17 protein-coding genes are annotated in these 20,919 nt (G+C 70.5%); 7 read left to right on the forward strand and 10 right to left on the reverse strand.

The window, feature by feature from the left end:
* Nucleotides 1-70: 70 nt before the first annotated feature.
* Complete coding sequence (locus AB0A63_RS13005) at nt 71-883, reverse strand: hypothetical protein (RefSeq protein WP_360389447.1); 813 nt, start codon at nt 881-883, stop codon at nt 71-73.
* A gap of 157 nt (nt 884-1,040) precedes the next feature.
* On the opposite strand from AB0A63_RS13005, the gene AB0A63_RS13010 reads away from it, so the two are divergent.
* Nucleotides 1,041-1,868 carry an alpha/beta hydrolase gene (locus AB0A63_RS13010; RefSeq protein WP_360389449.1) on the forward strand — a complete coding sequence of 276 codons (828 nt, stop codon included), beginning with the start codon at nt 1,041-1,043 and terminating at the stop codon, nt 1,866-1,868.
* Here the strand turns inward: AB0A63_RS13010 and araA are convergent.
* The 6 genes from araA to AB0A63_RS13040 form a co-directional block, all read right to left on the reverse strand.
* Nucleotides 1,838-3,340 (reverse strand): L-arabinose isomerase, encoded by a 1,503-nt coding sequence (araA, locus tag AB0A63_RS13015; RefSeq protein WP_360389452.1) that lies wholly within the window; start codon nt 3,338-3,340, stop codon nt 1,838-1,840. The two genes, AB0A63_RS13010 and araA, sit on opposite strands and share 31 nt — an antisense overlap.
* 17 nt (nt 3,341-3,357) lie before the next feature.
* Complete coding sequence (locus AB0A63_RS13020) at nt 3,358-4,011, reverse strand: L-ribulose-5-phosphate 4-epimerase (protein WP_360389454.1); 654 nt, start codon at nt 4,009-4,011, stop codon at nt 3,358-3,360.
* On the reverse strand, nt 4,011-5,684 hold the full coding sequence (araB, locus tag AB0A63_RS13025; protein WP_360389859.1) for a ribulokinase: 1,674 nt from the start codon (nt 5,682-5,684) through the stop codon (nt 4,011-4,013). The genes AB0A63_RS13020 and araB overlap by 1 nt, the downstream gene beginning before the upstream one ends.
* Nucleotides 5,685-5,922: 238 nt before the next feature.
* Nucleotides 5,923-6,936, reverse strand: a complete 1,014-nt coding sequence (locus tag AB0A63_RS13030; protein ID WP_360389457.1) for a LacI family DNA-binding transcriptional regulator — start codon at nt 6,934-6,936, stop codon at nt 5,923-5,925.
* An 83-nt stretch (nt 6,937-7,019) separates the two neighbouring features.
* A complete protein-coding gene (locus AB0A63_RS13035; RefSeq protein ID WP_360389460.1) occupies nt 7,020-8,462 on the reverse strand; it encodes a family 43 glycosylhydrolase in 1,443 nt (480 codons plus the stop codon).
* Nucleotides 8,459-10,942, reverse strand: a complete 2,484-nt coding sequence (locus AB0A63_RS13040; RefSeq protein ID WP_360389463.1) for an alpha-L-arabinofuranosidase C-terminal domain-containing protein — start codon at nt 10,940-10,942, stop codon at nt 8,459-8,461. The genes AB0A63_RS13035 and AB0A63_RS13040 overlap by 4 nt, the downstream gene beginning before the upstream one ends.
* A 163-nt stretch (nt 10,943-11,105) precedes the next feature.
* On the opposite strand from AB0A63_RS13040, the gene AB0A63_RS13045 reads away from it, so the two are divergent.
* The 6 genes from AB0A63_RS13045 (at nt 11,106) to AB0A63_RS13070 (ending at nt 17,029) form a co-directional block, all read left to right on the forward strand.
* A complete protein-coding gene (locus AB0A63_RS13045; RefSeq protein WP_360389466.1) occupies nt 11,106-12,080 on the forward strand; it encodes an ABC transporter substrate-binding protein in 975 nt (324 codons plus the stop codon).
* Between the two features lie 154 nt (nt 12,081-12,234).
* Nucleotides 12,235-13,767, forward strand: coding sequence for a sugar ABC transporter ATP-binding protein (locus tag AB0A63_RS13050; RefSeq protein ID WP_360389468.1), 1,533 nt, complete (start codon nt 12,235-12,237; stop codon nt 13,765-13,767).
* Complete coding sequence (locus AB0A63_RS13055; protein WP_360389471.1) at nt 13,764-14,744, forward strand: ABC transporter permease; 981 nt, start codon at nt 13,764-13,766, stop codon at nt 14,742-14,744. The genes AB0A63_RS13050 and AB0A63_RS13055 overlap by 4 nt, the downstream gene beginning before the upstream one ends.
* On the forward strand, nt 14,741-15,712 hold the full coding sequence (yjfF, locus tag AB0A63_RS13060; RefSeq protein WP_360389474.1) for a galactofuranose ABC transporter, permease protein YjfF: 972 nt from the start codon (nt 14,741-14,743) through the stop codon (nt 15,710-15,712). The genes AB0A63_RS13055 and yjfF overlap by 4 nt, the downstream gene beginning before the upstream one ends.
* Entirely contained in the window at nt 15,709-16,551 is an 843-nt protein-coding gene (locus tag AB0A63_RS13065) for an expansin EXLX1 family cellulose-binding protein (protein ID WP_360389477.1), read from the forward strand. Before yjfF ends, AB0A63_RS13065 begins: the two co-directional genes overlap by 4 nt.
* A gap of 46 nt (nt 16,552-16,597) precedes the next feature.
* Complete coding sequence (locus AB0A63_RS13070; RefSeq protein ID WP_360389480.1) at nt 16,598-17,029, forward strand: nitroreductase family deazaflavin-dependent oxidoreductase; 432 nt, start codon at nt 16,598-16,600, stop codon at nt 17,027-17,029.
* A gap of 40 nt (nt 17,030-17,069) precedes the next feature.
* On the opposite strand, the gene AB0A63_RS13075 is transcribed toward AB0A63_RS13070, so the two are convergent.
* The 3 genes from AB0A63_RS13075 to AB0A63_RS13085 all read right to left on the reverse strand — a co-directional run bounded on the left by AB0A63_RS13075 (nt 17,070) and on the right by AB0A63_RS13085 (nt 20,785).
* Nucleotides 17,070-18,491: a cellulose binding domain-containing protein gene (locus tag AB0A63_RS13075; RefSeq protein ID WP_360389483.1), complete on the reverse strand. Its 1,422-nt coding sequence runs from the start codon at nt 18,489-18,491 to the stop codon at nt 17,070-17,072.
* 162 nt (nt 18,492-18,653) lie between these two features.
* The gene (locus tag AB0A63_RS13080; RefSeq protein WP_360389485.1) at nt 18,654-19,961 is read right to left on the reverse strand and encodes a jacalin-like lectin; all 1,308 of its coding nucleotides are present in this window, start codon (nt 19,959-19,961) and stop codon (nt 18,654-18,656) included.
* 161 nt (nt 19,962-20,122) lie between these two features.
* Entirely contained in the window at nt 20,123-20,785 is a 663-nt protein-coding gene (locus AB0A63_RS13085; RefSeq protein WP_360389488.1) for an NAD(P)-binding domain-containing protein, read from the reverse strand.
* Nucleotides 20,786-20,919 lie beyond the last annotated feature (134 nt).

The following is a 20,919-nucleotide window of genomic DNA, read 5'->3' on the forward strand; positions in this document are numbered from 1 at the left end:
AAGGTCCTGTCGAACGGGACCGCACCCGTTCGACAGGACCCCCGGAGACGCACACCCCCGAGGAGAGGTGTCACCTGAGCGAACAGGTGGCGAAGCGCTCCAGGCCCTCCGGCTTCACGGCCACGCGGCCGATCGCCGTCTCGATCCGGTTGAGAGCCGCGACCCGCTTGTCCGCCAACGGACCCAGGATCGCGTTCTGCACGAAGTTAGGACCGCCCTGGCCCACCGAGGTGCGCAACCGCTCGTTCGCCTCGGCGATCTGCCTGTCGAGGTTCGCGAGCTCGCGGTCCACTTCGGCCCGTGCCGCGGCAGGTACGTCGGGCACGGCCGGTGCCGGGCACGCGATCGCACCGGCGACCGCGTTGTTCCCGCCGCCGTTGTTGTTGCCGCCGTTGTTGTTGCCGCCGTTGTTGTTGCCGTTGCCCGCGTTCGCCCGCGTGGTCGTGACGGGCGCCGGGCCGACCGCGGGTGCCTGGCCGAGTCCGCAGCTCGCGAACCGCTCCAGGCCCTCCGGTTTGTCGGCGACGCGGCCGATCGCCGTCTCGATCCGGTTGAGCGCGGCGACGCGCTTGCTCGCCAAGGGGCCGAGGATCGCGTTCTGCACGAAATTCGGGCCGCCCTGGCCCGCGGAGGTGCGGAGTCGTTCGTTCGCCTCGGCGATCTGCGTGTCCAGGTTGACCAGCTCGCGCTGCACCTCGGCCTGCGCCTGTGCGGGGACCGCCGGGACGACCGGCTGCGGGCAGGCGATCGACTGGCTGCCGTCACCGGACCCGGTGGCCGCGAAGGCGACGGCGGCCGTGACCGCCGTCAGCGTGCCCGCCACCGCGATGCCCGCGATCAGCCGGCGCTTGCCCCGTTCCGGTCGTGCATGTGCTCTCGACATATTCGAACCTCACGACTGTGGTGGACTGCTCTTCTGCCGGCACAGCGGAATACGGATCACCGTCGTGAAGGGTTCAACCACTTGTGAGCGTTCACAGTGCAATGGCATGCTCACTGCTCGTTGCGCAGACCGCACCTGCGACGATCGGGGAACCGCCATGCCGCCGGCAGACAACGTCGTGCACGAACAGCTCCCGCTGCGCGTTCGCGGGGTGGACCTGGCGGTGGCGTCCGTGCGCCGCGAAGGGGTTGACGCGCCGATCGTCTTCCTGCACGGCTTCGGCACGAGCAAGGAGGACTACCTCGACATCACCCAGCGGCACGACTTCGCCGGGCGCGCGTTCCTCGCCTACGACGCACCGGGCAGCGGCGCCACCGAGTGCGCCGACCTCGCCGCCGTCGACATCCCGTTCCTGGTGGACGCCGCGCACGCGGTGCTCGACCACGCGGGCATCGACCGGTTCCACCTGGTGGGGCACTCCACCGGCGGGCTCACCGGGTTGCTGCTCGCACACCGGCTACCGCGGCGGGTGCTGAGCTTCGTGAACATCAAGGGCGTGCTCGCGCCGGAGGACTGCCTGCTGAGCCGACAGGCGCTGATGGCACCGGACCCGGCCGAGCACTTCTTCCGGTTCGCCGAACGCACTCGCAACGCGCCGCACTACGGCAGCGGCCTGTACGCCGCGGGTCTGCCGCACAAGATCCGCCGCGGTGCCGTGGCCGGGGTGTTCCGCTCGATGGTCGAACTCGCCGACCACGGCGACCTGATCGCGAAGTTCCTGGCCCTGCCCTGCCCGCGGATGTACCTGTACGGCGAGCAGTGCGCCGGCCTGTCCTACCTGCAGAGGCTGGACGCGAACGGGGTGGAGCTCGCCGAGGTCCCGCACAGCGGGCACCTGCCGATGTACTCCAACCCCGTCGCGATGTGGCGTCAGCTGGCGGAGTTCCTCGCCCGTCAGCTCATTCCCATGGCCAGGCGGTGGTAGGCCTGGTTCCAGCGCAGCCGGTCGACGAACGAGGCGGGCGTGGTGTCCGCGTCGATCAGCACCAGCTCGGTGGCCGCCATCTGGGCGAAGTCCCGCAGCACCTCCGCTCCGACCGCCTGGGTCATCACGGTGTGGTGCGGCCCGCCGGCGGTGAGCCAGCACTCCGCCGACGTCGACAGCGACGGCGCCGGCTGCCACACCGCGCGCGCCACCGGCAGCTTCGGCAGCGGCTCGTCCGGCTCCACGACGGTGACCTCGTTGGCCACCAGGCGGAAGCGGTCGCCGAGGTCGGCCAGGCCGACCACGACGGCGGGCCCGGTCGCCGCGTCGAACACCAGCCGCACCGGGTCCTCCCGGTCGCCGATGCCCAGCGGGTGGATCTCGCACGACGGCTGCGCGGTGGCGATCGTCGGGCAGACCTCCAGCATGTGCGCGCCGAGGATCTTCGGCGTGCCCGGCCCGAAGTGGTAGGTGTAGTCCTCCATGAACGACGTGCCGCGCCCGGTGCCGGTGCCCATCGCCTTCACGGCGGCGAGCAGGGCCGAGGTCTTCCAGTCGCCCTCGCCGCCGAAGCCGTAGCCGTCGGCCATCAGCCGCTGCACCGCGAGCCCCGGCAGCTGCCGCAGCCCGCCCAGGTCCTGGAAGTTCGTGGTGAACGCGCCGAACCCGCCGTCGTCGAGGAAGGACCGCAGGCCGATCTCGATGCGGGCGGCGTAGCGCAGCGAGTCGTGCCGCTCTCCCCCGCGCGCCAGCTCCGGTGCCAGCCGGTACGCCTCGGCGTAGTCGGTGACGAGCAGGTCGACGTCGGCGTCGGCCACCGCGTCGACCACGGCGACGAGGTCGTTGACGCCGTAGGTGTTGACCGAGACGCCGAACCGCAGCTCCGCCTCGACCTTGTCGCCCTCGGTCACGGCGACGTCGCGCATGTTGTCGCCGAACCGCGCCAGCCGCAGGTTGCGCATGTGCGCGCTACCGGCCGCCGCCCGTGCCCAGCCGTCGATCCGCTGTGCGACAACGGGATCGCTCGCGTGCCCGGCCACGGTCTTGCGGGCCACCCCGATCCTGGTCTGCACGTAGGCGAACTCGCGGTCGCCGTGCGCTGCCTGGTTGAGGTTCATGAAGTCCATGTCGATGGTGGACCACGGCAACGCCTCGTTGAGCTGCGTGTGCAGGTGCAGCAACGGCTTGCGCAGCAGGTCCAGGCCGGTGATCCACATCTTCGCCGGCGAGAAGGTGTGCATCCAGGCGATGATCCCGACGCACGACGGGTCGTTGTTCGCCTCCTGCATGACCGCGCGGATCGCACCGGAGTCGGTGAGCACCGGCTTCCACACGATCTCCGCGCTGATCTTGCCGGAGTCGCTCAGCATCCGCTGGATCTGCTGCGACTGCGCGGCCACCTGGTCGAGCGTCTCGGGGCCGTAGAGGTGCTGGCTGCCGGTGAGGAACCAGATCTGGGGCTTGTCCGGCATGTGCTCTCCTTCTGGGCTCACTGGCCGTAGACGTTCTGGTAGCGCTCGTAGAGCCGGTCGACGTGTTCCTGCTCGATCACGTCGGGCTTGCCGAGCTGGAGTGCGAAGTGGACGGTGCGGGCGACGTCCTCCAGCAGCACGGCGGCCTTCACCGCGGCGCGTGCCGTCTCGCCGATCGTGAACGGGCCGTGGTTGCGCATCAGCACGGCCTTCGACCGGCTGGCGCTCAGGGTCTCCACGATGCCCTGGCCGATGGAGTCGTCGCCGATCAGCGCGAACGGCCCGACCGGGATGTCGCCGCCGAACTCGTCGGCGATCATCGTGAGCACGCACGGGATGGGCTCCCCGCGCGCCGCCCACGCCGTCGCGTAAGGGGAATGCGTGTGCACGACACCGCCGACGTGCGGCATGTGCCGGTACACGTAGGCGTGCGCGGCGGTGTCGGAGGACGGTGCGAGCTCGCCCTGGACGAGGGTGCCGTGCAGGTCGGTCACGACCATCGCGTGCGGGCCCAGGTCGTCGTAGGACACCCCGGACGGCTTGATGACCATCAGGTCCTGGTCGGGCACGCGGGCCGAGATGTTTCCGGCCGTCCAGCTCACCAGCCCGTAGCGGGTCAGCTCGCGGTGCAGCTCGGCGACCGTGCGGCGCAGCTCTGCCGTGGCGGACATCAGCTCTTCCCCTCCAGTGCGTCGCGGCGGTACTGGCGCAGCCGGTGCATGACATCGTTGGCACCGCGACCGAAGTAGTCGTGCAGCTCCAGGTAGTCGAGGAAGAGCCGTTCGTACGCCTCGACGTTCTCCGGTACGGGCGTGAAGACGTTGCGCCGCACGGAACCCATCGCGGCGGCGGCCTTGCGGATGTCCGGGTGGGCGCCCGCGGCGACGGCGGCGTGCATCGCGGAGCCGAGCGCGGGGCCCTGTGCCGAGCCGATCACCGACAGCGGCAGGTTCACGACATCGGCGTAGATCTGCATCAGCAGCTCGTTCTTGACCAGTCCGCCCGCGATCACGAGCTCGGTCACCGGCACACCGGAGTCGGTGAAGGCGTCGATGATGACCCGCGTGCCGAACGCGGTCGCCTCCAGCAGCGCGCGGTAGGCGTCCTCGGCCCTGGTGGCGAGGGTCTGGCCGATGATCACGCCGGACAGCTCGTGGTCGACGAGCACGGACCGGTTGCCGCTGTGCCAGTCGAGCGCGATGAGCCCGTGCTCCCCCACCGCCTGGCCGGCGGCCAGCTCGGTCAGCAGCTCGTGCACGGTGATGCCGCGTTCGGCGGCCTGCTCGTGGTAGGCCGGCGGGACGCTGCTGCGCAGGAACCACGCGAAGATGTCGCCGACACCGCTCTGCCCGGCCTCGTAGCCCCACAGCCCCGGAATGATGCCGCCGTCGACCACACCGCACATGCCCGGCACGTCGCGCAGCACGGCGCCGCTCATGACGTGGCAGGTGGAGGTGCCCATGATCGCGACCATCTGGCCGGGCTCGACGGCCTGGGCGGCCGGTGCGGTGACGTGCGCGTCGACGTTGCCGACCGCGACGGCGATGCCCTCGGGCAGCCCGGTCCACTCCGCGGCCCTGGCGCTGAGCCCGCCCGCGCGGTCGCCGAGCGCCGAGAGCGGGTGGTCGAGCTTGTCGGCGACGAACCCGGCGAAGTCGGGGTTGAGCTCGGCGAGGAAGTCCTCGCCGGGGTAGGCGCCGTCCTGGAGGATGCCCTTGTACCCGGCGGTGCAAGCGTTGCGCGTGTAGGTGCCGCAGAGCTGCCAGGTGATCCAGTCGGCGGCCTCGACCCAGTGCTCCATCGCCGCGTAGACCTCGGGTGCCTCCTCCAGCACCTGCAGGCCCTTGGCGAACTCCCACTCCGAGGAGATCAGGCCGCCGTAGCGCGGCAGCCACGCCTCGCCGCGGGTGCGGGCCAGCTCGTTGATCCGGTCGGCCTGGCCCTGGGCGGCGTGGTGGCGCCACAGCTTCACGTAGGCGTGCGGGTTCCCGGCGAACTCCGGCAGGTCGCACAGCGGTGTGCCGTCCGCGGTGACCGGCACCATCGTGCAGGCCGTGAAGTCGGTGCCGATCCCGACCACCTGGGACGGCGAGATCCCGGCCGCCTCGACCGCCTGCGGGACGGCGGTGCGCAGCACGTCGAGGTAGTCGGCCGGGACCTGCAGGGCCCACTCCGGCGGCAGCGGACGGCCGGTCGCGGGCAGGACCTGGTCCACGACCCCGTGGCGGTACTCGTGGACGGCGGTGCCGAGCTCGGCGCCGTCATGGACGCGCACGACCACGGCGCGGCCGGACAGCGTGCCGAAGTCGACACCCACCACGCACGCGTCGCGGTCGATCGTCATGTCAGTCACGGCCTGAGTGTTATCGCTAACAATCACGCCGTCAAGATGCGCCGCGAACATCGTGATTTCCCAGCAAGAACACCGATGTCCACCGCCGTGAGCGCACGACAAAACGCCCACCGGTGTGCCACCGGCGGGCGGTCCTCACATCTCGTCACACGCGCTGTCCACCGCACGCGGGGAGCTTTCGTACTCTCCTGGTGAACGAAAGGTCCCCGCGTGCGGGAAGCAGCGGGGGTCAGGCGGGTGGGGACACGCTGTCCCTGGTCACCAGGAACGGGGCCACCGTGCGGCGCGGGCGGGCGGTCTCGCCGTCGCTCACCTGCTCCAGCAGCAGACCGAGGGTTTCCCGTGCCACCGCGGCGAAGTCCGGGCGGACGGTCGTGAGCGGCGGGATGAAGTAGGCCGCTTCCGGCACGTCGTCGAACCCGACCACGCTCACGTCGTGCGGCACCCGCCGGCCCCGTTCGCTCAGCGCCCGCAGCAGGCCGAGGGCCAAGTGGTCGTTGGAGCAGAACACCGCCGTCACCTCGGGCATCCGCGCGAGCATCTGACCCGCGCGGTACCCCGACGCCGCGCTCCAGTCGGCCGTCACCACCGGCGGCACCTCGGCGTCCACCGACTCCAGCGCACGCCGCCAGCCCTGCACGCGACCGGCCGCGTCGAACCAGTCGGCGGGACCGGACACGTGCCACACCGTGCTGTGGCCCGCCTGCAGCAGGTGGGTGGTGGCCTCGAACGCACCGGCCGCCTGGTCGACCGTGACCAGCGGCGTCGCGCGGTCGGGGTCGCCGTCCACCGTCACCAGCGGCACGCCGGCGGGCACGTCCGCCAGCGCGTCGGCGGCACCGGAGTTCGGCGCGATCACCACGATGCCGGCCACGCGCTGGTCGCGGTGGCGTTCGACGGCCGCGGAGATGGACTCGCGGTCGAGCACCTTGACCCGGCCGACGCTCACCGCGAACCCGGCCTGGCCCGCCGCCTCCTCGAAGGCGGACAGCAGCGAGGCCGGGCCGTACAGCGTCGAGTTCTGCGCCACCACGCCGATGAGCTGCGTCTTGCCGGTGACCAGCGCGCGGGCCGCGCGGTTGGGCCGGTAGTCGAGCTCCTTGATCGCGGCCTGCACCCGCAGCCGGGTCTGCTCGCGGACGTTGGGGTGGTTGTTGAGAACGCGCGAGACCGTCTGGTGGGACACCCCGGCGAGTCGTGCGACGTCGGTCATCGCGGGGTCGCGCGAAATCTTCTGGTCCACGAACGGTCTCCGATCCTTGGTCTAGACCGATGATGTTAGCGATAACACCGGTCAGTCCTGGTACAGCTCACCCATTGTGACCGCTATTCGAGCCGAAACGTCGCACGTCGGCGCGCGTCGCGGTCGTTTCCGGGTTTGCCGGTCACCAGTCTCCCCCGGTCGTGGATGAGATAAGAATCTGCTCCAACATTCAACGAAATCGCCGTGCTGTCAGCGAGTCCGGCAACCCGGACGAAGCTCGCCGCACGGCCGTAGGCGTCCGTGTCCTCGTACGGGTCGATCCGCACCACGTCACCGTCGACGCGCACGTACCGGTCCGGGAAGTTCACCGACTGCAGCGCGACCGTCCCGGAGCCCGAGAAGCCCGGCACGAACCGGAACTGCGAGTCGGCCAGCTCGCGGACGTTGCCGTCGACCCGCAGCCGGTACTCGTAGTGCCGCACGGTCAGCGCAGGGGAGTCCAACGGCGACAGCCGCGTGATCGGCCCGCCCTCCCCCACCGGGACGCCGAACGACGGGGTGCCGTCGGCGTTCCAGTGCAGCCGCTGCACACGGGTGTGCCGGTTCGGGTCGAACAGCGGGTCGCCGCTGATGTCGCGGTAGTCGCGGGAGTGGTAGATGAGCACGTCCACGTCGCCGACCGTGGTGAACGAGTTGTGCCCCGGCCCGTACTGCGAGGTCGGCACGTGCGTGGCGAACACCGGGTTCGGCGACTTCGTCCACGACCGCGCGTCGAGCAGGTTCGCGTTCTCGTCGGCGGTCAGCAGGCCCATGCAGTACCGGGCGTCGGTGGCGCTCGCGGAGAACGTCACGAACACGCGGCCGTTGCGGATGAGCACCGCCGGCCCCTCGTTCACCCGGAACCCCTGCACCTCCCACGACGCCGTCGGCGTGGCGATCCGCACCGGCGCCGTCCGCAACGCGAGCGGGGAGGCCATCTCGGCGATGTAGAGGTTGGTGCCGGAGCCGACGGCGGGCTCGTTCTGCGCCCACAGGAAGTAGCGCTTGCCGCGGTGCGCGAACGTCGTCGCGTCGAGCGTGAACGTGTCCAGGTGTGTCGTGATCTGGCCGCGCAGCACCCAGCCGTCCAGCCGCGGGTCGGCGTTCGGGGACTCCAGCACATAGGTGCGGATGCGGAACGGGTCGTCCTTGTCACCGGCAGCGAAGTAGACGTACCACCTGCCGTCGATGCGGTGCAGCTCCGGCGCCCAGATGTAGCCGCCCATCTTCCCGGTGGCCGGACGGCGCCAGATGGTGCGCTCGCGGGCGGCGGTCAGGCCGTCCAGGGTGGACGCTCCGCGCACGACGATCCGGTCGTACTCGGGCACGGACCCGGTGAGGTAGTACATGCCGTCGGTGGGCGGTGTGACGAACGGGTCGGCGCGCTGTTCGACGAGCGGGTTGCGGGTGGGCAGCCCGGCCGCGGGTTCGGCGGCGACGGCGGTGGCCGCGGGTGCGGCGGAGGCGAGCGCCCCGGTCGCGGCGAGCACGCCGCCCGTGCGCAGCAGGGATCGGCGGTCGATCACGAGCGGCTCCTGATCCGGAGGAAGGTGACGGAGTTCGGCGGGAACGTGTGCGTGAAGCTGCTCGCCACCCGCACCTGCTCGGAGCGGGGCTTGATCGGCTGGGCGAACTCGGTGTTCACGTCGTCGGGACGGCCCTGCAGCACGGTCGCACGCGCCGTGGACGACACCGGGACACCGAGGTCGACGCGGGTGCGGGCGGCGTTGTCCTGGGCGTTGACGACCTTGACGACCAGCTCGCCGGTGGCGCGGTCGCGGGTGACGACCTGGCGGAACGGTTCGGCGACCTGGTCGGTGAACTCGCCCCACTTCCGCCCGTCGAGGAACAGCGCGACCTTCCGGCCGCGCACCTCGACCCGCACGTCGTAGGTGCGGCCGGTCTCGATGCGGGTGCCGTCGGTCAGCAGGGTGCTCTTGCCGCCGCCGGCGGCCTTCTCCACAGCGGACTGGGTGTTGTTCCAGCCGCCGAGGTTCCACCAGTAGTAGTTGCCGGTGTCCTTGACGCCGAACGCGACGAGGAAGCCCTCGCGGCCGGACTGCTTGGTGGCCTTGAGGTTCAGCGTGTAGTCGTGCCAGCTCCTGTCGCCGGCGGTGACGAGCGTGTCCTCGGCGGCCGCGTCGGACTGGACGTAGGCGCCGTTGACGACGTTCCACGCGCCGCGGCCGGTCTTCGTCCACTGCGCGTCGGTGCCGGAGAAGTCGTCGCCGAACAACGCCTCACCGGACGCGCCGGTGACCCGCACGTCGTCGTAGCTCGCGGCGGTGGCCCAGGTGGACAGGCCGATGGCGCCGGTGATCGGGGTCTGGGTGGCCGGGGTGGCGGTCGCGGTGCTGGGCACGACGTGGTCGCCCACGTTGGTCATGAACAGCTTCTGCACCTCGTAGCTCGCCGAGCCCCACGACGCGTGGTTGTTGAACCAGATCATGTCCGGCTTCCACTGCACGTAGTCCTCGTTGGCCAGCAGCGGCGCGTACGACGCGAGCTTCACGACGTCGGCGTTGCGTTCCAGGCCGGTCATGAACGCGGCCTCGCTCAGCGCGTTGAAGAACTTGTTGTCCTGGGAGGCGTACTCGCCTAGGAACACCTTGGGACCGTTGCGGTCGTAGGAGTCGTAGCGGGCGTTGTTCTCCAGGAACCAGCTCGGGCTGTTGTAGTAGTGCTCGTCGACCATCTTCACGCCGGCCTGCCGGTTGAGCTGCCAGAGGCGGTCGAACACGCCACCGGTGTCGTCGGGGCCGGAGTTGCTGACGACCGTGATGTCCGGGTACCTCGCGTTGATCGCGGTGCGGAACTCGGTGAAGCGGGCGAAGAACTCGTCGGGCAGGTTCTCCTCGTTGCCGACGCCGAGGTGCGTGAGCCCGAACGGCTTCGGGTGGCCCATCTCGGCGCGCTTGCGGCCCCAGGTGGAGTCGGCGGGGCCGTTGGCGAACTCGATCAGGTCCAGCGTGTCCTGGACGTGCCGGCGCAGCAGCGCGGGGTCGTCCGTGGCGCGGTTCTGGCCGCAGCCGGTGACCAGGGCGGGCACGACGGGCAGCGGCATGGCGCCGATGTCCTCGGCGAACTGGAAGTACTCGTAGTAGCCCAGGCCGTAGGACTGGTTGTAGCCCCAGAAGTTCCAGTTCGTGGCGCGCTGCTCGACCGGGCCGATGGTGTCCTTCCACTGGTACGAACGGCGGCGCTCGTAGCCCGGCGCGTCGTAGCCCTGGTGGCTGCCGGTGTTGACCAGGCAGCCGCCGGGGAAGCGCACGAAGCCGGGCTTCAGCGCGGCGACCTTCTCGGCCAGGTCGCGACGCAGGCCGTGGCCCTTGAAGGTGTCCTGCGGCAGCAGCGAGACCATGTCGAGCCGCAGCGTCCCGGTGCCCTCGCCGGTGACGAGCAGCCGGCCGGTCGTCGTGGACCTGCGGGCGCGGACGGTGCCGGTGTACTTCGCCCAGCCGTCACCGCGGACCTCGACCCGTACCGGGTCACCGAGCGGGGCACCGGCTGGATCGGTCACGGTGGCGGTCAGCGCGGTCCTGGCCTGGTCGGTGCGGGCCCAGACGGAGAAGTCGTAGCGCTGGCCCTCCCGCACGGCGATGCCGGAGTTGTAACCGGAGTTGATCACACCGGCGGGCAGGCCGAGCTTCAGGTAGCGGCGGTTGCGCTCGTTGAGGCGTCCGGCGTCGTCGGCCACGTCCAGGGTGCCGCTGTGCGGTGCCCACGCGGTGAGCCCGGTGTAGCCCGCGTTGTCGGCGGGGTCGTACTCGAACGAGCGGTTCTGCACGAGCTCGGCGTACAGGCCGCCGTCGGCGGCGCGGTTGATGTCCTCGAAGAACACGCCGTACATCGAGTCGTCGATGGACGGGCCCTTCGCCGTGGCGTCGACCTTGAGCGCGTAGTCGGTCTCCGCGGCGGCGCCCGAACCCGGCACGCCGACCAGCAGACCGGCGGCGAGAGCGGCGGACAACAACACGTGCTTGCGGGGCACGGACTTGCGGGGCACGGATTTGCCTCCCCTGCTCGGAAGTGAGCGTTAACATAGGGCTGCGAACTCGTTACGGGCAAGGACTTGACGCGGCAGATGTGAACGTTCACTGTTGTCCACCTGACAACCGCGGACACGCGGTCGAGCTCCGCGACACCGTCGTCACCCCGGAGGAATCCCAGTGCTGAAGAAGATCACGACAGCCGCCAGCGTGGTCGCGCTGTTCGCGTTGACAGCGTGCGGCGGCTCGAGCGGCGGCGGCGATGCCGCCTCCGGCCAGTCCGGCGACAAGATCACCATGGGCTTCGCCCAGGTGGGCGCCGAGAGCGGCTGGCGCACCGCCAACACGAAGTCGATCCAGGACGAGGCCAAGACCGCCGGCATCGACCTGAAGTTCTCCGACGCGCAGCAGAAGCAGGAGAACCAGATCAAGGCGATCCGGTCCTACATCCAGCAGAAGGTGTCGGTGATCGCGTTCAGCCCGGTCGTCGAGACCGGCTGGGACACCGTGCTGCTGGAGGCCAAGCGCGCCAACATCCCGGTCATCCTCACCGACCGCTCGATCGACTCCGACGACACCTCGCTCTACAAGACGTTCCTCGGGTCGGACTTCGTCGAGGAGGGCCGCAAGGCCGGTGACTGGCTGGTGGCCAACGCCTCCGGGCCCACCAACGTGGTCGAGCTGCAGGGCACCACCGGTGCCGCGCCCGCGATCGACCGCAAGAAGGGCTTCGAGGAGAAGATCGCCGGCAAGTCCGACATCAAGGTCGTCGCCTCGCAGACCGGTGACTTCACCCGCTCCGGCGGCAAGCAGGTCATGGAGGCCTTCCTCAAGTCCCAGCCCAAGATCGACGTGGTCTACGCCCACAACGACGACATGGGCCTGGGCGCGATCGAGGCCATCAAGGCCGCCGGCAAGGTGCCCGGCAAGGACATCAAGATCATCACCGTGGACGCGGTGAAGGACGGCATGACCGCGCTGGCCAACGGCGAGATCAACTTCATCGTCGAGTGCAACCCGTTGCTGGGCAAGCAGTTGATGGACCTGGCGAAGAAGGTCGTCAAGGGCGAGGAGGTGCCGGCCAGGGTCGTGACCGAGGAGGGCACGTTCACCCAGGAGCAGGCCAAGACCGCGCTGCCGCAGCGCCAGTACTGACAGCGCCAGTACTGACCCCGGTCCCCGCCGCAGGACAGCACACGCGGTGGGTGGTCGCGCGGTCGTGACCACCCACCGCCCCACCAGACCGCGGGACCCGTCGCTCCGCCCAAGTGGCGACGGGTCCCGCACCTCAGCGACGAAGGCCTGAGCCATGACCGAGTCACCGCCGCCAGTCGTCGAGATGCGGGGCATCACCCTCGCGTTCCCCGGCGTGAAGGCGTTGCAGGACGTCGACTTCCGGTTGTTCCCCGGCGAGGTGCACGCCCTCATGGGCGAGAACGGCGCCGGGAAGTCCACCCTGATCAAGACCCTGACCGGCGTGCACCGCCCCGACAGCGGCCAGGTCGTGCTGGCCGGCGCCGACGTGGCGTTCTCCTCCCCCGGCGAGGCGCAGCACGCCGGCATCAGCACGGTCTACCAGGAGGTCAACCTCTGCGCGAACCTCACGGTCGCGGAGAACATCCTGCTGGGCCGCGAACCCCGCAAGCGCGGCGGCATCGACTTCCCGGCCATGCGCAAGCGCTCCGCCGAGGTCCTCTCCCGCATCGGCGTGCACATCGACCCGGCCTCCAGCCTCGGCGAGCACCCGATCGCGGTGCAGCAGCTCGTGGCCATCGCGCGCGCGATCGCGGTCGACTGCCGGGTGCTCGTGCTCGACGAGCCGACGTCCAGCCTGGACGCCGGTGAGGTCGCCGAGCTGTTCCGCATCATGCGGGTGCTGCGCGACGAGGGCGTCGCGATCCTGTTCGTGTCGCACTTCCTCGACCAGGTCTACGAGATCTCCGACCGGATGACGGTGCTGCGCAACGGGACCCTCGTCGGTGAGCACCTCACCGCCGAGGTCGACCGGCGGGCGCTGATCGCCCAGATGATCGGCCGCGACCTCGGCGCGCTGGAGGCCATCGAGGACGCCGCCGAGCAGCGCCACCCGGAGGGACCGGTGCTGGTGCACGCGGAGGGCCTCGGCCGCCGCGGCGCCATCGAACCGTTCGACCTGGAGATCCGCGCGGGCGAGGTGGTCGGCCTGGCCGGTCTGCTCGGCTCCGGCCGCACCGAGCTCGCCCGGCTGCTGTTCGGCGCGGACAAGGCCGACTCCGGCCGCGTGCTCGTCGACGGCAAGCCCGTGCGGCTGCGCGGACCGCGGTCGGCCATCGCCGCCGGCATCGCGTTCAGCTCCGAGGACCGCAAGGGCGAGGGCGTGGTCGCGGACCTGTCCATCCGGGACAATCTGGTGCTCGCCATGCAGGCCGCACGCGGGTGGACCCGGCCGCTGTCGCGCAAGACCAAGGACCAGCTCGTCGAGAAGTACCTGACGGCGCTGGACATCCGCCCGGCCAACCCGGACGCGCTGGTGCGCACCCTGTCCGGCGGCAACCAGCAGAAGGTCCTGCTCGCCCGCTGGCTCGTCACCGAGCCGCGGCTGCTGATCCTGGACGAGCCGACCAGGGGCATCGACATCGGCGCGAAGGCCCAGATCCAGCAGCTCGTCACGACCCTGGCCGCGGAGGGCACCGCGGTGCTGTTCATCTCCGCCGAGCTGGAGGAGGTCGTGCGCATCGCCGACCGGATCGTGGTGCTGCGCGACCGGCGCAAGATCGCCGAGCTGGACGGGTCGGTCACCGGCGTGGACGAGGTGGTCGAGCTCATCGCGGGCGGAGCCGCACCGGAGAAGGTGGTGTCGTGAAGAACCGTTTGCTGTGGCCGTTGCTCGCGCTGGCCGCGCTGCTGCTGCTCAACCTCGTCGTCACGCCGTCGTTCTTCTCGTTGCGCGTCCAGGACGGCCACCTCTACGGCAGCCTGGTCGACGTGCTCAAGAACGGCGCGCCGACCCTGCTGATCGCACTGGGCATGACCCTGGTGATCGCCACCCGCGGCATCGACCTCTCCGTCGGCGCGGTGGCAGCGATCGCGGGCGCGGTCACGTGCGTCCACATCGGAACGTCCGACTCGGCGGGCACCGCGTTCGCCGGCATGGCGATCGCGCTCGTGCTGTGCGCGGTGCTCGGGCTGTGGAACGGGTTCCTCGTGGCGGGGCTGGGCATCCAGCCGATCATCGCGACCCTCGTGCTGATGACGGCGGGCCGCGGTGTGGCCATGCTCGTCACCGAGGGGCAGATCGTGACGGTCAACAACGACGCCTACCGCCAGGTCGGCGCCGGGTTCGTCGTGCTGCCGATCTCGATCCTGATCAGCCTGCTGGTGCTGGGGCTGGTGGCGTTCGCGACCCGGCGCACCGCGCTGGGCATGCTGATCGAGTCGGTCGGCGTGAACCCGGAGGCCTCGCGGCTGGCCGGCGTGCGGTCGCGCACGATCATCTGGACCGTCTACGTGTTCGCCGCCGTGTGCGCGGGCATCGCCGGTCTGATGATCAGCTCGAACGTGAGCGCGGCCGACGCCAACAACGCCGGTCTGTGGATCGAGATGGACGCGATCCTCGCCGTCGTCATCGGCGGCACGTCGCTCGCGGGCGGGCGCTACTCGCTCACCGGCACGCTGCTCGGTGCCCTGATCATCCAGACCCTCACCACCACCGTCTACACGATCGGCGTCGCCCCGGAGGTCACGCTGCTCTTCAAGGCGGTCGTCGTCATCGCCGTGTGCCTGGTGCAGGCCCCGAAGGCCCGTGCGGCGCTCAGCTTCCGGAAGGTGGCCGTCTCATGACCACGCTCGTCGGCGGGGTGCGCGGGGTGCCGTCGCGGTTCCTGCCCGTCCTCGCGACCGTCGTGCTGTTCGTCCTCTCCTTCGGGATCGGCTCGGTGCGCTACGACGGCTTCGCGTCCGGCCAGGTGATCGCGAACCTGTTCATCGACAACGCGTTCCTGATCGTGCTCGCGGCGGGGATGACGTTCGTGATCCTCAGCGGCGGCATCGACCTGTCCGTCGGGTCGGTGGTCGCGCTGTCCACGATGGTCACCGCGGCCGGGCTGCGCGCGGGCTGGCCGGTGCCGCTGGTCGTGCTGGCGGTGCTGGTGATCGGCTCGACGCTGGGCCTGCTGATGGGGCTGGTGATCCACAAGTTCGACATCCAGCCGTTCATCGTCACGCTGGCCGGCATGTTCCTGGCCCGCGGCCTGTGCTTCCTGATCAGCGTCGAGTCGGTGTCCATCAAGGACCGCACGCTGCGCGACATCGCGACCGCCGCCATCCCGCTGCCCGGTGGCGTGACGATCACCTACAACGTCGTGATCGCGCTGCTGGTCGTGCTCGCCGCCATGTACGTGCTGCACCGCACCCGGTTCGGCCGCACGGTGTACGCGGTGGGCGGCAACGAGTCGTCCGCGCTGCTGATGGGCCTGCCGACCGCGCGGGTGAAGGTCGGCGTGTACGTGATCAGCGGGTTCTGCTCGGCGCTGGCCGGGCTGCTGTTCAGCCTGTACATGCTGTCGGGCTACGGCCTGCACGCCGTCGGCATGGAGCTGGAGGCGATCGCGGCCGTGGTCATCGGCGGGACGTTGCTCGCCGGTGGTGTCGGCTACGTGCTGGGCGGGCTGGCCGGGGTGCTGGTGCTCGGCACGATCCAGACGCTGATCTCGTTCCAGGGCACGCTCAGCTCGTGGTGGACGAAGATCGTGATCGGTGTGCTGCTGCTGGTGTTCATCGCGGTGCAGCGGACCATGGTGCGGCGGTGAGGCGTGCCGCCCCGTACGCGCTGGTAGTGCTCGTGGTGCTGGTCGCGGTCGTGGTCGTGGTCCGCGACCCGCCCGGCATCGCGGGCACCCCGGCCGCCGCGGCCGGGTCGGGTGCTCCTCCCCCGGTTACTACGGCCGTGCCCACCTCGTCGTCGTCGCCCGTGGTCACGACCACCGCGCCGACGACCACCACCGCTGCCGTGCCTGCGCCGGTCGGGGCACCGCTGGCCGGGAAGATCCAGCCCGGGGTGAGGCGCACGGGCGTGGCGACGTTCTACGACTCCGACGGCGGCGGTGCCTGCTCGTACGACAAGAGCCCCGACCCGCTGACCGTCGCGATGAACTGGGCCGACTACGAGAACTCGGCGGCCTGTGGTGCGTACGTGCTGGTCAAGGCCGCGAACGGGAAGAGCGTCACGGCCCGGGTCACCAACCTGTGCCCCGCGCCGTGCCGGGCCGGGCAGCTGGACCCGGGCGCGGAGGCGTTCGCCCTGCTCGCGCCACCTGTGCAGGGTGAGATCCCGGTGACCTGGTCGCTGGTGAGCCCGCCACTGGACCGCACCCTGTCGATCCGCTACAAGACCGGCTCCAGCCAGTGGTGGTGCGGCCTCCAGGTGATCGACCACCGCAACCCCGTGGCCAGGCTCGAAGTGCAGGTCAACGGCCGGTGGCGGCAGCTGCCGAGGGCCGAGTACAACTACTTCCTCGCTGAGAACGGCGCCGGCTGCGGCGGGCCGGTCGCGGTCACCGACCTCTACGGCGAACGGCTCGTGCTGCCCGCCCTACCGGTCCGGCCTGACGTGGTCCAGCCGACGGAAGCGCAGTTCAGCGCCCACTGACCCGATCGTGGGGAACATTCGCGGCCCGCGCGATGTTGATCGTTGCATGGCAGACGACACCGTGGCGCTCAGCCCAGAGGACTGGGTGCAGAACCAGACCAAGCAGATCCTGGAGACCGGGACCACCGAGGGCGTCCTGATCTTCGACCGGCCCATCGTCCTCCTGACCGTGCGTGGTGCCAAGAGCGGCCAGCTGCGCTACACGCCCGTCATGCGCGTGGAGCACGACGGCAGCTACGCGGTGGTGGCGTCGAAGGGCGGCGCGCCCGAGCACCCCGCGTGGTACCACAACATCAAGGCGCACCCCGAGATCAAGCTGCAGGACGGGACCGTGACGAAGGACTTCGTCGCGCGCGAGGTAGACGGCGACGAACGCGCCCAGTGGTGGGAGCGGGCCGTCGCGGCCTACCCGCCCTACGCCGAGTACCAGACCAAGACCGACCGGCAGATCCCGGTGTTCGTGCTCGAAGCGAAGTGACGTGCGGGCGGTCCCGGTGTCGCGGGACCGCCCACCTCCGTCACCAGGTGATGCCCAGCCCGGCGAGGAAGTCGCCGAGCTTCGTGGCGATCAACCGGTGGTCGCGGGCGGAGAAGTGCCAGTCGCAGCCCAGCCGGTCGATGGCGGGGTCGGCGAAGTTCCAGTGGCGGACCCGGCTGTCGCCCTGGGCCGTGCGCTCCTGCACGACCTGGCGTGCGGCGTCGGCGAACACCCCGGACGCCTCCGGGACGCCCACGACGATCTCCGTGCCGGCGCCGTAGCGGGTCCGCAGCTTCGCGAGGAACCCGAGGTAGGCGCTCTTGTAGGCGGTGACCAGGCTCTCCTGCGTCGGCCACTGCTCACCGGGGTTGAGCGCGGTGGAGAAGTCGTTGGTGCCCAGGCCCACCACGACGACCTTCGGCTGCCAGCTCGGGGGCTTGACCCACACGTCGCCCTCGACGTGCAGCAGCGCCCGGTCGTAGTAGGTGCGGTAGCTGGTGCCCGGCTGGCCGCCCGCGTAGTTGCGCACCATGCCGCGCCCGGAGAACGCGTTGATCTGGTAGTCCGCGTTCAGCGCGCGGGCCGTGAGCGCACCGAAGCTGATGTCGGAGTTCGTGTTGCGGTCGACGCCGCCGTTGGCGGAGCAGTCCCGCGTGGTCGAGAGGTTGCCGTAGCCGGCGGTCAGCGAGTCGCCGATGAACTCGATCTGCCTGCTGCGCGCCGCCGGCCGGTCGAGCACCACACCGCCGTTGGCCGCGACGAACCCGCCGAACTGCCCCGCGGCGTACGCGCTCTCCGTGCGCTTGACGAGCCGCACGCGGTGCTCGGCGTTGCTGAGCCCGCCGACCTGGTGCGTGACCCTGCCGGGCTTGACCAGCGTGGCCACCGTCGTGCCGTCGACCTGCACGTCGTAGTCGTTGACCGCGTCGTTGAGCACCACACCGACGCCGGTGCCGCGGAACCGGCCCTCGAAGTAGACACCGGGCCAGGTGTACTGGCCGGTGGCGGTGACCCGGCCGGCGGTGTGCGCCTGCGTCAGCGGGTCCGGCGCGGGCGTGTCCCCCGTGCAGGCGGTGCCGTTGAGCGCGAACCCGGTGGGAGCGGGCGTGGTGGCGCCGGTGGCGACGAAGCCGACCCCGGCGGTGGCACCGGTGCCGATGCGGGCGTTGTAGCCGGTGTTGGTGACGGTCACCTGGGCACCGGACTGCCGCACGGTCCCGTTCCACAGCTGCGTGACGGTCTGCCCGCCGCCGAACGACCACGTCAACTGCCAGCCGTCGACGGCGTCACCGAGGTTCGTGACCTCCGCCGAGGCGATGAACCCGCCCTGCCACTCGTTGGTCACCTGGTAGACCACCCGGCACCCGGCTGCGGCACCGGCCGCCGGCGCACCGGCGGAGAGGACGGCCGCTGTCATCGCGGCGGTGAGGACGGCGGCTGCCGTCGGCTTCAACCGGTGCACTTGCTCTCCTCGTTCGGCCGTCCACTGCGGACTGTGCGGGAACGCTCCCGGAACCTCGACCGTAGCGTCGAACGAGATCGAAAACGAGCCTGGCGGTGTTCGACGACGACCGGTCGAACCGGGTCGAAGCCGGACCTGCCGGCCGGTCGGACGACGCGTCGATCACCCGACGCGCGTGCAGACCACGCCCAGCGCGTCGACCTCGCTGCCCGCGCGGCCGTGGAAGCCCGCGATCTGGAACCCGGCCGGTGCCGTGTAGGTGACGGCGTTCGGTGTCTCAGTGCCGCCGGACAGCGTGCGGCCGGTGTTCGTGGTGAAGCGGGCGAAGAAGATCCGGGTGCGCCCGTCGTGTTGTCCGGAGTGGAGGGTCACCGACGTGAGGTGCTCCCCCGGTGCGAGGGTCAGCTGCTGAGCCGTGCCGCCGTTGCCGCCGTGGGTGAACGTCGTGCCGTCGGCGAGTGCCAGGCCCACCTGGTCGACCCGTGAGCCCGTGCGCAGGGTCAGCTGGGTCACCCGTTGCGCCGGCGGGACGGTGGCCACGTCGGTGAACGGAGTGCCGTGCGGGCCGCCCCACTGGTCGCTGAGCGACAGGGCCGGGTCGAGGGTCCACCGGAAGTCCGCCGCGATCGGGTAGTGGTCGGACAGCATCTTGTCGTCCGCGGTGCGGAAGGCGGCGTTCTCGTTGGCGTAGCGGGTGAGGCTGAGGGTGATGTACCGGTTGCCGCGGAACAGGACCTTGTCGACGACCTCGCACGCGTCGGTGACGTTCGCGTCGTCGCAGACCAGCGCCGGGCTGCCGGCCTCCGGCGGCACGCCACCCCGTTCCTCCTGCACCCACGCGTCGGTGAGGCCGTTGGCGGTGACCAGCTCGCGGATGTTGTCGCCGGCGCGGGTGTAGCGGGTGTTGGTGTCACCGGCGACCACGACGGCGTTGCCGGCGGAGTTCGCGGCGATGAACCGGGAGAGCTCGCTGATGTTGGCGCGGCGGGCGGCCAGGTCCGCGTCGGTCGAGCCGGCGTTGGAGTGCACGTTGTAGAAGTCGACCAGCACGCCCTCGGCCAGCCTGGTGCGGGAGAACGTGAAGCCCTTGGGCGTCAGGCAGTCCGTGCCGTTGCAGCGGTCCCACTTGTCGCGAACGAGGTCGGAGTACGGGTAGTTCGCGAGGGTGTTGAGGCCGTCGCCGAACGGGACGCCGCCGCTGGTGGGCGTGCGGAACGGGTGGGTGTTGTTGGCGTACAACGACGCGTGGTAGTTGAAGTCCTCCTGGACGTGCACGACGTCGTACGGCCGGATGCGCTGGCCGATGATCGGCGTGTTCACCCTCGGGTTGCCGCTGGACAGGCCTTCCGGCAGCCCGGCGACGTTGTAGCTGAGCACCGAGAACGTCCCACCGGTCGGCGCCGCCACGGCTGTGGCCGGGAGCAGCGCCGCCGCGACCAAGCCGGCGACGACGACAGTTCTGGTCAACACCTGCACGGCACCACTCCCGCCTCGCGATCGAGCACGACGCCGCGAGGCTAGAGCAACGCGAAGAAACTTCACATACCGTGGAGGTGACAACACCGCAACGAAGAACGGGAAACCGTCGAACGCGTCGAACGGCATTCGACGGTTTCCGTCCTAAGTGGACCTCAGAGGACGAAGTCCGGCGTCCGCTCCCGGCTCGCGCCGGCCAGGGCCTTGGTGACCCCGTCGACGCCCTCGCGCAGGCCGTAGACGGGGGTTCCGGGCTGCTGGCGCCAGGACTCGTCGATGCCGCCCGCGTCGACCGTGTCGAACCCGAGCTCGTCGATCAGCGCGCGCACCTTCGCCTTCGCCGCCTCGTCGTCGCCGGCCACCGGCAGCGCCATCCGGTCGGGGGCACCGGCCGGGCGGGCCCGGTCGAGGATGTCGGCGGCGTAGGTGCCGTTGAAGGCCTTGACGACGGGGTGGCCGAGGTGGCGCTCGGTCCAGCGGCTCTCCGTGACCCCCTCGTCGAGGATCTCGGCGATCCGCCCGTCCCGCTGCTGCGGGTAGTAGTTGCCGGTGTCGATCACCGCGAAGCCCTCCGCCGCGTCGGCGAACAGGCCGGACGGCAGGTCGGGGATCGCCTTCAGCGGGATCGTGACGACGACGACCTCCGCGCCGCGGGCCGCCTCCTCGACCGCGACGGGCGTCGCTCCGGTCTCTTCGGCCAGTGCGGTGAGCGTCTGCGGGCCGCGGGAGTTCGCGACCGAGACGTCGTGCCCGAGCGCGGTCAGCCGCCTGGTGAGGTTGCCGCCGATGTTGCCGGCGCCGATGATGCCGATCTTCATGACAGGCCCTTCCAAGATCGATGGACCTGCACGTCAACACCCTGCCCCTCTCTCCTATTCCGCTCCCCGCCGAACCTCCCCGCCGAACTTCCCCACTCGCACCACCGCCTCGTTCACCCCACTCCCGCTTCGTT

This window comes from Lentzea sp. NPDC042327 (genome assembly GCF_040647275.1).
Lineage (GTDB): Bacteria > Actinomycetota > Actinomycetes > Mycobacteriales > Pseudonocardiaceae > Lentzea.